Source organism: Paludibaculum fermentans (assembly GCF_051172195.1).
GTDB lineage: Bacteria > Acidobacteriota > Terriglobia > Bryobacterales > Bryobacteraceae > Paludibaculum > Paludibaculum fermentans_A.
The window spans coordinates 915,742-929,821 of sequence record NZ_JBPJAQ010000002.1 but is presented as its reverse complement, the minus strand read 5'-3'; the positions used below and the strand labels follow the sequence as shown (position 1 = coordinate 929,821).

Sequence of the window (14,080 nt, the reverse complement as noted above, 5' to 3'; positions counted from 1 at the left end):
TCCCACCCTGGCCTCCACAGCCCCCAAAATCGAAATAAATCCGAGCGCCCTGTCGAATTCCGTTGCCGTGCTTCGACGACTCAGTAGAATCGATAGGAGTTTCTATGACTGGGCACGACGACAAGCAATGGCAACCCCGCGAGCTAATCGCCAGCTTCCTGCACGATTTGCGATTCGCAATCCGCTCCCTGTCGCGCGCGAAGGCGCTGACGGCAACCGTTGTCCTGACTCTCGCGCTCGGCATCGGCGCGAACGCAGCCATCTTCACCCTGGTGCGCGGCGTATTGCTCCGCCCGCTTGTCAATCGTGACGAAGACCGCCTGGTCTACATCCAGCAGAGCGCCCGCGGCATGGGCGCCGACAATGTTGCGTTCTCCGTGCCGGAGATCCAGGACCTCCGCGCTGGCGTCAAGTCGCTGAATGCATTTGGAGAGTTCTCCACCATCGGCTTCACCATGGTCGGGCTGGGCGACCCGCGGGAAGTGCGCGCCGGTGTCGTCGACGGTTCGTTCTTCGAGGTAATGGGCCTTCGCCCCGTCCTCGGCCGGCTGCTCAACAAGCAGGATGACGGTCCCAACGCCGCTGGCGCCTGCGTGCTTACGCATCGCTTCTGGACCACCCAGACGAAGAGCGATCCGTCCGTGCTGGGCAAGACCATCCGCCTGGGTACGCGGTCAGCCACCATCGTCGGCGTCCTCGAGCCGGCCATCCCTTACCCCGCCGAAACAGAGCTCATCGCCAATGTGGTGACCAGCCCCCACCACCTCTCCGCCACCATGGTCACCGGCCGCGTGCACCGCATGACCGAACTCTTCGGCCGCCTGGCGCCCGGCGCCAATCTCGACTCGGCTCGCGCGGAACTGCGCGTCGTCTACGGCTCGATGCTCAAACAGCATTCGGAAGCCTACTCCCCCAAGGCGGACTTTCAGGTCAACGCACTGCTCCTCCGAGACCAGATCACCTCTCGCGCCCGCACCGTCCTCCTGGTCCTGCTCGGCGCCTCCATCCTGATGTTCGTCATCGCCTGCTCCAATGTCGCGAACCTGATTCTCGCCCGTACGGTCCGCCGCGAAGGCGAACTCTGCACACGAGCCGCCCTCGGCGCCACCACCCGCGCCCTGCGGCAGACCCTGCTGGCCGAGAGTCTCGTGCTCTGCGGAGCCGGAGCGGTCCTTGGCGTCGTCAGCGCCGCCCCCATGCTGGCCGTTCTTGCCCAGTACGCGTCCCGCTTCTCCGTCCGCGCGCTCGACCTGACCGTCGATTCCAGCATTCTGTGGGTCGGCGCAATTCTCGCCGTGGTCGCCGCCGTGGCGCTGGCCTTCGTCCCCCGCCTGCCGTCGGGCGACACCTCCCGTGGCATTGGACAATCCAGCGGCAGCGTCCGGATTACCGGCAGCGCCAATCGCCGCCTGCGCGCCTTCGCCGTCACCCAGATTGCCGCCTCCTTCGTGTTGCTGGCCGGCGCGGCCATGCTCATCAACACACTCATCGCGCTGCAATCCACCCAGACCGGCTTCGATACCCGCCGCGTACTCACCGTCAGCGTGCCCGTCATGTCCTATGGGAAAACACCGGAACAAGTGCTGAACTTCTACAAGGAATCCATCCGCCAAATCTCTGCCCTGCCCAGCGTCGACGGCGTCGCCCTCGGCACCTTCATGCCCTGGCGCGACGGCGGCAATTTTGGCCCGGGTTTCAGCTTCACCGCGGAAGGCCGCGTCCCGGCGCCAGGCGAAGAGGATCCGCGCGCCCGGTTCCGCACCGTCTCGCCCGGCTATTTCAGCTCTCTCGGCGTGCCCCTCATCGCCGGCCGCGATTTCAATGAATCTGACCACAAAACCTCCGAGCAGGTCGTCATCGTCAGCCAAAGCCTGGCCCAGCGCATGTTCCCCAACCAGGACGCGATCAACCATCACCTGACGTGGACCGACCCGGTGATGAAGTTCATCGAAGTCGGCACTGAGCCTCGCCGCATCATCGGCGTGACAGCCGATGTCGATGACGAGAATGTCGTCCCCGGTCCGTCCTTCGCCGTCTATCACCCCTTTTCGCAGGAACAGCTTTGGGCCGGCAATCTGTTCATCCACACGCGGGGCAATCCTTACTCCCTCATCTCTCCCGTCACCCGCATCATCCGCTCTATGTCGGCCGATCAACCGGTGGAGCGCGCCGCCACGCTCGAAGACATTCGCACCGAAGTGCTTTCTCCAGACCGCCTCAACACCCTGGTCTTCGGTGGCTTTGCCGCCGTTGCCCTGGCCATCGCCGTCGTCGGGGTGGGTGGCGTACTCGCCTTCTCCGTCAGCGGACGAACCCGCGAATTCGGCATCAGGCTTGCCATCGGATCCCAGCCGCGGCATCTGGTCATGGGCGTCCTGACGCAAGGGGCGTTCATTGCCGGGGTCGGTATCGTCGCCGGAGCCGTGGGCGGCTATGTCCTGGCCACCCTGGCCGGCAGCTATGTCCCAGGATTGAGGATGCCCGGCGCAGTGCCAGTGGCCGGCACCGTCGGTGTCCTGCTGGCCGCCGCACTGGCCGCGTCGTTGGCGCCCGCCGCTCGTGCGGCCAGGGTCGACATCATCCAGGCCCTGCGGTCGGAGTGAGCTTCCGCACCGGAAGCCGCGCCTATGGAATCGTCCAGGTGCCCGCCGGCGTCCACCCCGAATCGCGCCGCAACGGATCCATGGTTCGCAGGTAAAGGTTCCTCGCTCCGGACATCGGCCCTTTGAACGTCATGGGTACATTGATCAGCAGCGCTCCGGCCTGAGCAGACAGTGTGGTGGCGGCGGAATTCACTGAACAGGCGCTACTGTCCAGAACGTTCGATGCTACGCCCGGCTGCACCGGTCCCAGGAAGAATCCGGCGTCGCTGGAATACATCCAGATGCCGTTGCCCGCCCGGTCGTAGTGGAAGAAGCAGAAGCTCTGGCCGCCGCCGTCCGGGGCCGCGGCGACGAGAAACTGCTGCCAGCCGCCCTGCGTGCCCGTGAATCCAACCGGATCGTTGTAAGTGAGCTGGAAGGTCTGCTGCAACCCCGTACCGGCAGCGGGCTGCACCAGGCTGCCGCCAAGCGGTGCCGCCTGGGCGGTCCAGGAACCGTGGTGTTTCCACCCGGTGTTTTCCGCAACGGCACTGCCCGCGCTCAGATAGAGATTGCGGGCGCCCGCGGCTTTGAAGACCAAATCCGCCTTCAGCGTGAGGGTGCCTCCACTGCCCGCCGCCATGGAGGTCTGGGCATTTAGGGCGCAAAACGAGTTCTGCAGCGCCGTGCTGGCGGTGCCGGGCGTCACCGGACCCTCGAAGAAACCGCCTTCCCCGTATATCCAGAAGCCCTTGCCCACCGTATCGTAGTGCACGAAGCAGAACGGTAGCTGCCCACCGTCCGGAGCCGCCGCGACCAGCAATTGCACCCACCGCAGCCGGCGATAGTCCGAACCCCAGGCGTAGCTGGCCTGGAACGAGGCCGCTTGGCCGCTGCCGGCATAAGGGGTCACACCGATGGTGCGAGGCAGGGCGTCGACCACGACGTACGTGAGGGCCGCCGACTCGCCGCCGCCCGGTGCGGGCGTGTAAACCGTCACCGTGTTCGTGCTGGCGCCCAGCAGGTCGGAGGCGGGCAGGCTAGCGAACAGCAAAGTGGAACCGATGAACGTCGTGGGCCGGTCCTGCCCGTTGAAGCGGACGACGGAGGAACTCACGAAATCTGTCCCGGCCACCGAAATCTGCTCTCCGGGGCTCCAGGCGATCCCGGTGGTGGACCAGAGACGTATCGCCACCGGCGCGGGATTGGGGATAGTAAACATCCGCGCCGCGGACGTGCCCCCGCCGGGGGCCTTGTTGTTCACGGTGACCGGCACAATCCCCGGAGTCTCCAGATCCGCCTGGAAAATATCGGCGCGCAGGGAGTTCGAGCTCAGGTATTTGGTATTGCGCACAGCGCCGTTCCATTGGACGACACTGCCCGGCACGAAGTTCGCGCCCGTGAGGGTCAGATGAAAGCCCTGGCTGCCGGGCGTGGCGCTTGTCCTATCCAGCGAATTCAGGATAGGGCTTGGATTTGGTAGCGATACGGCCGCCTGGCCCTGCTGCGTCGGGTCCTGGACCGAGGTGGCGATTACCGTGACGGGGTTCGAGGCGGCGGCGGCAGGCGCTGTGTAGAGGCCTGAGGCGCTGATGGTCCCGGCGCCGGCCGGCCGGAGCGACCACGTCACCCCGTCGGATGCGCCAGTGACGGCCGCTGTGAATTGCTGGGATTGCCCCAGTCCGAGCGTGACCGCAGCAGGCGTCACCTGCACTTTGACCGAGGAGGCCGGGCCGTCGGCCAACCGGGCAACAAACCAAGCACGTTGTCCGCCGAAGGCGGTCTGCGGCGCGCCCTGGGTGAGCGGGAAGTCGGGCGAGGCGGTCAACCCGCCTACATGGACCCGGCCCTGGCCATCCAGTCCGATACCCGTACCGAGGTCATCGTGGGATCCGCCGAAGAAGCCGGAATAGACGAACGACCCGCCACCCGGCGTCAGTTTCGTCACAAAGGGGTGCAAGGGTGACGCGCCGCCCAGAATGTACTTGCCGGCCTCCGTCGGCTCGGCCACGCCCCAATAGACGGGGGCCGGGATGCCAACGTGGGTCCACGTGGCTCCTCCGTCCTTGGACTCGATAACGTTGTCGTAGTCCTGGCCTGTCGCCGCATACACGGAACCACCCAGGGGATGGGGGATCACGGCTCGGGCGCTACCGCCGAAGTCGCTGTACACGGTGCTCCAGGAGTGACCGCGATCGGTGCTCTTGCGGATGCCGCCATAGCCCGCGCCCCAGACTACCTGGGAGTTGGTGGGATCGAACCGCGTGTCCACCATCTGCGCATCGTGAATCTGCGCCAGAGGCGTCCAGGTCTGGCCCGCATTCGTCGATTCAAAGACGCCGGAATCGGTCGCCGCGGCCAGGAACGAAGGGTTGGCCGGGTTGATCCACAAATCGGACGCACCACACACAAACCAATAGCAGGAATGACCGGGCTCCAGCAGTCCGAGGGCTTGCCAGGTGGCGCCGCTGTTCGAACTGCGCACGACGGCCGGACGGTTGTTGGCAAACCCAACCGCGTAACGAATCGCCGGGTTCACCGGATCCACCTTCATCCCGTTCAGGTTGTTCAGCGGTATGGCCACGGCCGCCCATGAGGCGCCGGCATCCAAACTGCGCCAGAACTTGTCAGTCGAAGCGGCCCACACGATATCGGGATTGACGGGGTCGAGCACAATCCGGTCGATCCATTCGTTTCCAGGGCTCGGCAGATTCGACCAGTTGCGACCACCATCAGTGCTCTTCAGCACTTGGCCCTGGTAGCCGGAACTGGCATAAACCACCAGCGGGTTTACAGGGTTGATGGCCATGGAATTGATCCGCGACGCCCAGCCGTCGGTGGCACGCTGGTAGCCGCCGCTCGTCTTCGGCACGAAGAACGCCGCCGTGGAGCCCACTGGCAGCGCCGGCGAACCCGTGGTGTCGTTCGTGGGAAAGCCGCCGCCCTGGGTGCTGCCCGTCAGGTAGACGTTGCCTGCGTCATCGACAGCGATATCCGTCACATCATCCTTCCCCGCGCCGCCCAGGTAGCTCAGGTAGTCCAGGCTCGTGCCGGCGGCGTTCAGCTTCAGGACGAAGCCTTCCCGCGTGGAGCCGCCATTCGTGGGCTGCAGGGCACCGGCGGTCACAGGCAGGTCCGCAGCCGAGGTGGTGCCCACCACATAGGCCGAATCGTTGCTGTCCACGGCAATGGCGCTGGGCAGCGTCTCGGCATCGAGGATCTTCGGCAGCAGCGATTTATGCTGCGGCAGGATGTAGGAGTAAAGCAACTGCCCCACCGGGTCCAACTTGACCACATAGGTGTGGACGCCAGTGCCGATCTCATAAGCCATGCCCGCGGTACGGGGGAAATCCTCACTGCCTACCCTGCCCGTGACGTAGATGTTTCCGAGGCTATCGGTTGCAATGGCAGTCGCCCAGTCATACCAGGCCGTGCCCAGAGTTGTGGGGGTGAAGGCTCCGCTGCCGTTCGGCTTCACTTTATAGATGAGGTTTCCGGCAAGACCGCCGGCGAACACGACGGCGCCGGAGGGATCCACGGCCAGGCCCGCGATGGGTCGGATGTCGCCCGTGGAGTACGTCCACAACACCTGGTCTCCCTGGGGCGCCACCTTGGCGACGAAGCCGGTGCCGCCAACATACAGGCTGCCGGCCGCGTCCACGCGAATGGCCGAAATGCGGTTCCAGCCAATGGTGCAGAAGGAGATGGAGGAGTCCGCCGGATTGACCTTGCAGATCATGCCGCTACCCTGGCCGGGGTTGAGGTGCTGCACCGGAAACGGGAACTCCTCCTTGCTGACGGTACCGCCGACATAAATGTAGCCCTGGGCGTCGACCGCAAAGGGAGTGAAATCGTCGTAATTGGGATCGACGAACTGGTTGGAATAGGAAGGAATCTCGTTACCCGGTGTCTGCGGCGCGGTGAATCCCACGAAGGTGCTGAAGGCGATAATCGGATCGATCACCAGTTGCCGTGACGCGTCGTAACCGCCGAGGCGGTAGCGGAACGATCCATCCCGCTGCTGCGTATACCGGGCCTGCACCAGCGCCCGCCGCCCCTTCCCGCTCTCCTGGTAGGCGACAGGCCGGTGTTGGACGATCGCCCCATCCTCGGCCGGCACCCGGATCACTCCACCCTCGGCCAGGCCAGCCCGGCCGCCGCCCTCAAAGCGGAACGAGACCGCGCGCGGGTTCGCCCCAGGCTGGACAACCAGGTCGTATTCCAGTGCCCCGCCCGTGGCGTGCACCAGGAAGTCGATGCCTGGATAGATGTTGTGATAACGCAGGCTCGAAAAGGTCTCCACCCCCTGGATCCAGGAAGCGGGATCCGCGGCCGGCAGGTAATGGAACCGGGTTTTCAACGCGGCTTCCCCCGAAATCCGCGACGTCGCCGACGCACCGTCGAAGACGAGCGAGACCCGGCTGTGCGGGCCCACCATCGTAATTTGGCGGTCCTCGAAGAGAATGGTCCGGCCGTGCGCCCGGGCCAGGAAACGCGTGCCTTTGGCGGCCTGCCCCTGATTCCGCTCAAACATCAACGGCAACTGGAACCGGCTGCGGCGGCTGGTAGTTCCGTCCGGAGTCCGGGTAGGCGGGACTGCGGAAGCGGTGGCAGGATCGCCTGCAGCGAGGTCACTCGCCCCCAACGGCAAACCCATCGCGAAATTTGAAATTAATATGACCGCGAACGCGGAGAATCCATGCGCCAGCCTGAGACCAAAACTAGGAACGCCCACGAAATAATAACTCCCGCATCTACCATACTACGCAGGGCCGAACGGGCCAACATTGCCGCGCACTTCGAGGGTCAGATTGAATCGAATAGGCCATTCCGGCACCGCAAACACAAGGTCTTCTGAGGTTTTCGCGGCGCAAACGGCGTCGTTTACAATGTGAAAACAGTTGCCGCTCGGCGCTCCGGAAATTGTTGCGTTATTGTTGCTCGAGCCCTTGGTCGGGGTTGAGGGATTTCGCGCCGTGTTCACAGTCCGTGGCTGACGTCCCGCGAGCCTCGCGGCAGGGGTTTCCGTGTCGCTGGTGAGAATCGACGGCCGAACCAATGCCAGCCATCCGGATTGAGCCCCGACCAGGCAGTGGACCACTACCCCTTGTCGCTTTGGGTTCGCACGGCCGCCAGTTCGCAGGCTCGACATCACTCCGGATCGTTTTACCCGAGTCGGGCCAGTCCACGCTGATTCTTACTTCGGAGCAGTGCTATTTCTGCAATTGGCGCCGGCAGGTCCAGCCGGCCAACATCAACGCCCCGGCCAGCGCTGCACCAAACGTCCCTGGCTCTGGCACGGAATTCGCTGGATCGATCGGGATGATCAGCCCGTCGGAGGAGAAGAGACTGAAATTGAGCAGCGGTTGAAGGCTCTCATCCAGGACGAGCACCGATTCCAGGGTAACCGTGGAGGAGAAGTTTGCTTCTGCCTGTCCATAGTAGAAGCCGTCTACAGTCAGCCCAGTGTCCTCCGTCCCTAGCGTCGCTCCCGTTTGGCTCGCCGTGTACCAGAGGAAGGGCGTATTCAACGGTACCCGTGTCAGCGTGTGAGGTGTCGCAGTGATGTATTCGTTGATGTACCTGTACGAAGCTCCATCGTTGCCCCTGCAGTTGAAGGGCGCCGCTGAGACCTGGGTGCCCCAGACAACGCACGAATACGCCACTGTGCCTGAGAACGCCGACCCTGTATTGACACTCCCGTGCAGCCGGTAAGTAGGCAGGAAGTAGACGAACCCATTCTTTGGGCTGTTGATCTGCATGTTGAAGAATGCATACGCAGTCGCCAAGGCCAGAGTTGTCGGCGTCGTATAACTGCCAGGCTGCATCTTCTCCAATTCGAAAGCCGCGAAGGTCTTCAGGCCGGTGAGACTGGCTTGAGCCCATGAATTCACATAAACATGCTCGGAGCCGGATAGCAGGCTCCCATTGTCGGCTCCAATCTGCTCCCCATCCAGCAGCGTTGAACTGGCGTCGGCTTTGGGGTTATACGAACTGTAATATTCGCTTTTATTCCCCTTATCTACGACCCAACCCCACGATTGGAGGATGGCTGCTCCGGCACTCTGCTGCATCAACACCGCGCATACGAGCACTTGGAAGCTATTCATTCTCAATGAGCTACACTCCTCCGCTACAGGCTCCGAGTGATCGCGCCCCCGCTCAGCTGCTCGGCAGCACCACGACCATTTTCCTGGTGCCGTCGTCCGCTCGGCCTCAGCGCATCCTTCGGGAGAATACTGTGCTATTGCAGTTAGGTCGGCCGGCACTGGGCACGAGGACATTAAAACCAGCTAATGGCGGCAGGCACGTTGTTGGCCTGATCCACACTTCGATGCCGGATAAACGGGGCTACCCCGGCGCGTTTCAATTCGTAAGCCACTAGATTCACTCTCTGCGCATACCTTGACGGACCCGCCCCGCCCGCTGACCACACCCCCCAGTTGTGCTAATTTGCCCAAATGGCGACCGGCATGGCAAATCCGTTCCCCAAAGCCGAGAAGTTCCGCGCACGCGTCATCCAGTCCGCCGAACAGGCCCTGGCCACCAACGGCTACGTCGCGCCCCTCGATGTCTTCCTTCGCACCGGACTCCTGGTGCCGCCCCACGTCGACGCCTGGCGCAAAGGCCGCGTCGACAATCTGGTATCTCAGATTCAGGGCAGCCTCCAGAAGCAAATCTTCCTGCGCCAGACCCTCGAGGACTGGGCCCGCGAACACGCCCTCACCCCCTCCGAGACCCGTTACGCGCGGCCATCCCGTGACGGAGCCGCCGAGCTCCGCTTCTCCGTCGACGGCAACCCACTGGACGAGACCTTCTTCCGCACCCACTACCTGCCCGCCTCGATGCCCGAAAAGCAGAAAGAGAAACTCACCGGAAAGCTCAATCGAGTGGAGCCGCCGGTCGTCTTCCAGATCCTGCGCGACTCTGCCTGCTCGGAATGCGGCGTAGAAGTGGAATCCGGTGCCCTGCTCTACATGGAGGCCCAGCAGCCTCTCTGCCTGGCGTGCGCCAGGATGGACGAACTCGAATACCTCGAGGCCGGAGATGCCGCCCTCACGCGCCGCTCCACCAAGTACAGCAGCCGCACTGCCGTCGTCGTCCGCTTCAGCCGCTCCCGCGGCCGCTATGAACGGCAGGGGATCCTCGTCGAGCCCGCCGCCCTCGAACGCGCCGAACGGGAGTGCGCCGCCGATGCGGACCAGCGCGCCCAGGCCCGTGCCGCCGGCGCCGTGCGCCGCGAGAAAGAGGATCGCGACTTCACCCACCGCCTGACCCGGCAACTCCTCGTGCTCTTCCCCGGCTGTCCGCCCCGCGAAGCCGAACGCATCGCCGCCCACACCGCCGTCCGGGGCAGTGGCCGCGTCGGCCGCTCCGCCGCCGCCCGCAAACTGGACGATCGCGCCCTGCACGCCGCAGTCGCCGCCGCCGTCCGCCACAACCACACCGACTACGACCAGCGCCTCGCCGCCGGCGCCGATCGCGAATCCGCCCGAGCAGCCGTCGGCCCGCAAGTCCACCGCATCCTGGACGCCTGGCGCAACGTGGATTAGCTGCGGCCGCAAGGCGCTGGCCTCGCTTGCCGAGGCAACCCTTGCGGAGAGTGAACCGGGAAGCTGCTGGGCGTGCAACGTCGCCAAGCCCTTCTTCAACAAGGGCGGCAGCAGCAGCGCGCACAGCGAGCGATGAATCACACAATGCGTGGGAAAGTAGAGAGGATGCGAATCGAATTCGCGCGGCCCATCAGAACGGCGCCCGGTCCAGGATTCGCCTGCATTCCCGGCTCCCCCCAGGTATGAGGTCACCATGGTAACCACACAGGAAGTGAAGTTGCCGTATTCGGCGATCGTGCTGGGCGCGACGGGCAACGTGGGCGGACGCATCGTCCACCTTCTGGTGAACAACCCGCTCTGCAGGAAAGTGATCGTGGTGACGCGCCGCCAGACAGACGCCTTCTCCGGCGCGAATGTCCAGGAGGTGGTCGTCAACATGGACCGTCTCGAAGAAGAGGTTGCCCCGCACGCCCGGGGAGTCAACGTCGCGCTCGCCGCGTTCGGCGTCGGCAAGGGCAGCGCCACCATGCCGGAGGCGGACGTTCGCAGGATCGAAATCGCATATCCGCAAGCATTCTGCCGCGCTGCCAAGGCGGCAGGCGCCCGAGTTTGCGGGGTCATGACGGCCGTTGGCGCGGATCCCAACTCCAGGGTGAAGTACACCAGGATCATCGGGGAGAAGGAGCAGGCGGCCGAGTCCGTCCACTTCGACTTCCTGGGAATCTACCGGCCCGCGGTCATTCTCGGCAACTCCAACACCCCGGACGCCCTCGGCTACGTCATGCCCCTCCTCCACTGGGCCATGCCATCGAAATACCACTCGATCCACAAGAACGATCTGGCGCGCGCCATGGTGGCGCAGTCGGAGCAGGCGTTCCTAGCGATCGCCCAGGGCGCTACCCCCCAGCCGGCGCCCGTAAAGATCCTGGAGTACCAGGAGATGAAGCCCTTCTTCGTGAAAGGCGAGAGCGACGAGCGGTGAGCACCAGGGAGCGGCATCCTCGGCGTGGTCGATTAATAGTGCTGCGCTCCATCCGAATAGTTCCACTTCGGCTCTCCTGTTGATCCGAGCGGGAACGTCTATACGATTTGGCTGAAGATGCTGGATGCACGAATGATCGGCAAGATCCCCTTTGCCGTCGGTTCCAATTCGTTCCTGGAAACCTGAGCCAACCTATCAAAGCGAGTGCCCCGCCGTGCTCCTACACCTCACCGCGGCGCTATGCGTTAATTTGCACTGGAGGCCCTCTGGAGGCCCTCTGCCTAATCGCCTTCCATGAGCGTTTGCAAATTGACGAAGAAGTCTCCTTTGCCTAGTGCTCTCACGGCGTTTATCATATTGTCAAGTGTGATTTTTGGCACAATGATCATTCCAGGCAAGGCCACACAGATGTCGCCTCGTTCCAGATCTTGCGCTACTCTGACTGCGTCATAGAAACCCACTCGAACGCGCGTTTTATTAGGCAGCTCGACAACAGCATGATAATAGACCCCCTTCATCTCAGCCTCAAATGCAATATTATCGTCAAATCCATAGGGAAATAACAATCTTGGAAGCGACTCTTCATTCATAATTACCTTCCCGAGCTACGACACCAGCAATTTCATTCAAATTCCTTGGACCAGATGCTGGTAATCGACCAAGGTGCTTGGCCGAACCATCTCCAACTGGTAGTGATACGGCAGGAGGTCGTCCTGGTGTGTCACTCCCCATTTTGCCCCGAATGCAACCATCCTCTGAAGAGTGGCTTGACGGGCAACTGTCGTCTTGGTCACTTTCGACGGTGGGCGCAGGATCCGAGAGCGATGACCGCCCACGCGATGGCTCCCCCAGTTGGACTTTGAGAGACTGAGTAGCGATGTAGAACGCGATCGGGGAGTTCAAAACCGTTGGGGCGTCGGAAGTCGACTCCATACCATGATCGGCCATCCTGAATTCCTCGACCGAAATGCGAGTACGACCCACCAGGACGTTCCGACTTCCGTGCGTCCTCTCGGACACAGTTCACCATTTCGTGTCCGCATTGCGGCTGGCTCTTTGCTCCCTCGGCCAAATGCTCTGTAGGGCCAATCATCAATGGCGGGTTGTGACGCACGTACCAATAGAGGTCCCAGCTTTGGGGATCCTCAATGTGTTGATCGATGAGGGACGCGTCAGGCGATGTGAACCGGCCCTGCGTGGACGACAAACACATCACCCTGTAGCAATCCAGCCCGACTACATCATTGGGCGATTCTGTAGGAATCGAGCCTGACAGTCTGCACCTCTTCTTGTTTGCCGCCCTGCCTGATCCGGAAGTATTTGTACTCCACCGGTCCCACGCCTTTGGCGTACGTTGTGATGGTCTGCATTTGTGTCCCCGGATCACGCTCCTCGACGACGGCACAGTCCGGAAATTCCTTCGAGGCAACAGAACATGCTTGGCCAACGGACAGAACCTTGAAGGCTGGAGGCGACTGCCCCTCTCGGACGTGACCGCCACCCTCCCAGTGATCGCCGATGGTAAGGGGCCACTTGAGCACGAGGCTTCGAGTCGAAACTTCCTCAATCCCCGTCCCTGTCGTCGCTAGCATCATAGCCGCATCGTCGGCTTGCATCGGCGTGGGCCATACCTGATATACCAGGCTACCTGCTGTGTTCTTCTCGGCCTTGGTCACGCGCCAGACCACTTTCGATTCCTCGCGACGTGGTATTGAGACGCGAACTCGATACTCCCAAGAGTTTCCGACGGACAGCGGAAAATACGGATGGCCCGTAGGCTGCTGTCCTGACAACAGCAGTACCGGCATCAGTGTGAGGCCGGCTATCCATGACACCCTGTCCGCCGTCATTCCTTCTCCTCTTTCTTCGGCTTCTCTATCGGCGTGTAAACACCTCGATTCGTCTTCTCCGTTCCCTCGGTCATGAAGACCGTAGAACAGCCAGCATCGTTGCGGGAGTCCAAGTGCAAATGCGGAGCCTCAGTCTGCGTGATTGGCCCATGTTTGATGTCCACGGCTTGGGCGTGGCTACCGTCGTACACGTATTCCTGATGCCAAAAATGCAGATGTGGTTTTCGAGGTCCCGGTTCTTCAGGGGATTATTCCTAACGTAGGCGTAAAGGGTCAGCAATTGTGGATCGTTGAGATCCGCGTACAGAACGGGCTCCGGCTTCGCCGACCATTCCGGTGTCGTAAACCTCCCCTGTGCGCCCGAGAAGTACTTTGCCCCGAAGTAATCCAGTCCCATCTCAACATCCCGTTCTTTGCCCGAGAACTTCGAACGTGGCTCGCTGGCAGATGTCCAGGACGAACCAGTCCGGCCTGTTGCCGCGCCCGATGGGATCTGTTCGCCTGATGGCAGGCAATCCAGACAGCGACTTGATGTCGTCCCCGAGAAAACTACTCGTGTACGCCCCAGGAGGTCTGTGGCAATCCAACTACGCCGCCCGCAGTTGCAACCGCCGTATCGGACGCTTCCGTGACTGGTCCATCCACTCCATTCACCATCAGCGTTATTCTCGTCCCAATGACGATGGCTGCACGCTCACCTTATCCATCGTATTTCAAGTCGTGGTGATGCCATCCAGCCTGCTTGTTGCAAGCCGGCCTTCCGCGTCATAGGTCATGCCTTGGACGCCAAACGCTGTCTGGCGCCCAGGATGTTAGTTGTATGTGGACCCGCCAGCCGTCATCCCCAGCAACTCCAACACCCCGGACGCCCTGGGCTACATCATGCCCCTCCTCCACTGGGCCATGCCACCGAAATACCACTCCATCCACAAAAACGGCCTGGCGCGCGCCATGGTGGAGCAGTCGGAGCAGGCGCTCCTGGGATCAAAGGTCACGCAGGAGCCCTTCACGACTCCATCCACAAAGTAGCCGCCCATATGGTGCTCATTCCCATCGGGTGGCTCTTCCTGCTTGGCATCCTTCGGTGGCCTCCTCCCGAGGATGTGCAACTGC

The 14,080-nt window shown here is 62.6% G+C and carries 9 protein-coding genes; 4 read left to right on the top strand and 5 right to left on the bottom strand.

Annotated elements, in window-relative coordinates:
- Positions 1-104: 104 nt before the first annotated feature.
- On the top strand, positions 105-2,603 hold the full coding sequence (locus ACR9Y2_RS30365) for an ADOP family duplicated permease (protein WP_435045630.1): 2,499 nt from the start codon (positions 105-107) through the stop codon (positions 2,601-2,603).
- 22 nt (positions 2,604-2,625) lie between these two features.
- On the opposite strand, the gene ACR9Y2_RS30360 is transcribed toward ACR9Y2_RS30365, so the two are convergent.
- Together ACR9Y2_RS30360 and ACR9Y2_RS30355 are read right to left on the bottom strand one after the other, a co-directional pair.
- Complete coding sequence (locus tag ACR9Y2_RS30360) at positions 2,626-7,116, bottom strand: SBBP repeat-containing protein (RefSeq protein ID WP_435045629.1); 4,491 nt, start codon at positions 7,114-7,116, stop codon at positions 2,626-2,628.
- Positions 7,117-7,795: 679 nt separating this feature from the next.
- Complete coding sequence (locus ACR9Y2_RS30355) at positions 7,796-8,692, bottom strand: hypothetical protein (protein ID WP_435045628.1); 897 nt, start codon at positions 8,690-8,692, stop codon at positions 7,796-7,798.
- Between the two features lie 363 nt (positions 8,693-9,055).
- On the opposite strand from ACR9Y2_RS30355, the gene ACR9Y2_RS30350 reads away from it, so the two are divergent.
- Together ACR9Y2_RS30350 and ACR9Y2_RS30345 are read left to right on the top strand one after the other, a co-directional pair.
- A complete protein-coding gene (locus ACR9Y2_RS30350) occupies positions 9,056-10,135 on the top strand; it encodes a DUF2293 domain-containing protein (protein WP_435045627.1) in 1,080 nt (359 codons plus the stop codon).
- 253 nt (positions 10,136-10,388) lie between these two features.
- A complete protein-coding gene (locus tag ACR9Y2_RS30345) occupies positions 10,389-11,117 on the top strand; it encodes an NAD(P)H-binding protein (RefSeq protein ID WP_435045626.1) in 729 nt (242 codons plus the stop codon).
- Between the two features lie 281 nt (positions 11,118-11,398).
- Here ACR9Y2_RS30345 and ACR9Y2_RS30340 read toward each other — a convergent pair whose 3' ends face one another.
- The 3 genes from ACR9Y2_RS30340 to ACR9Y2_RS30330 all read right to left on the bottom strand — a co-directional run bounded on the left by ACR9Y2_RS30340 (position 11,399) and on the right by ACR9Y2_RS30330 (position 13,460).
- The gene (locus tag ACR9Y2_RS30340) at positions 11,399-11,707 is read right to left on the bottom strand and encodes a hypothetical protein (RefSeq protein WP_435045625.1); all 309 of its coding nucleotides are present in this window, start codon (positions 11,705-11,707) and stop codon (positions 11,399-11,401) included.
- A 651-nt stretch (positions 11,708-12,358) separates the two neighbouring features.
- Positions 12,359-12,967 (bottom strand): hypothetical protein, encoded by a 609-nt coding sequence (locus ACR9Y2_RS30335; protein WP_435045624.1) that lies wholly within the window; start codon positions 12,965-12,967, stop codon positions 12,359-12,361.
- Positions 12,968-13,037: 70 nt separating this feature from the next.
- Positions 13,038-13,460 carry an RHS repeat-associated core domain-containing protein gene (locus ACR9Y2_RS30330; protein WP_435046345.1) on the bottom strand — a complete coding sequence of 141 codons (423 nt, stop codon included), beginning with the start codon at positions 13,458-13,460 and terminating at the stop codon, positions 13,038-13,040.
- A 329-nt stretch (positions 13,461-13,789) separates the two neighbouring features.
- On the opposite strand from ACR9Y2_RS30330, the gene ACR9Y2_RS30325 reads away from it, so the two are divergent.
- Positions 13,790-13,996: a hypothetical protein gene (locus ACR9Y2_RS30325; protein ID WP_435045623.1), complete on the top strand. Its 207-nt coding sequence runs from the start codon at positions 13,790-13,792 to the stop codon at positions 13,994-13,996.
- Positions 13,997-14,080 lie beyond the last annotated feature (84 nt).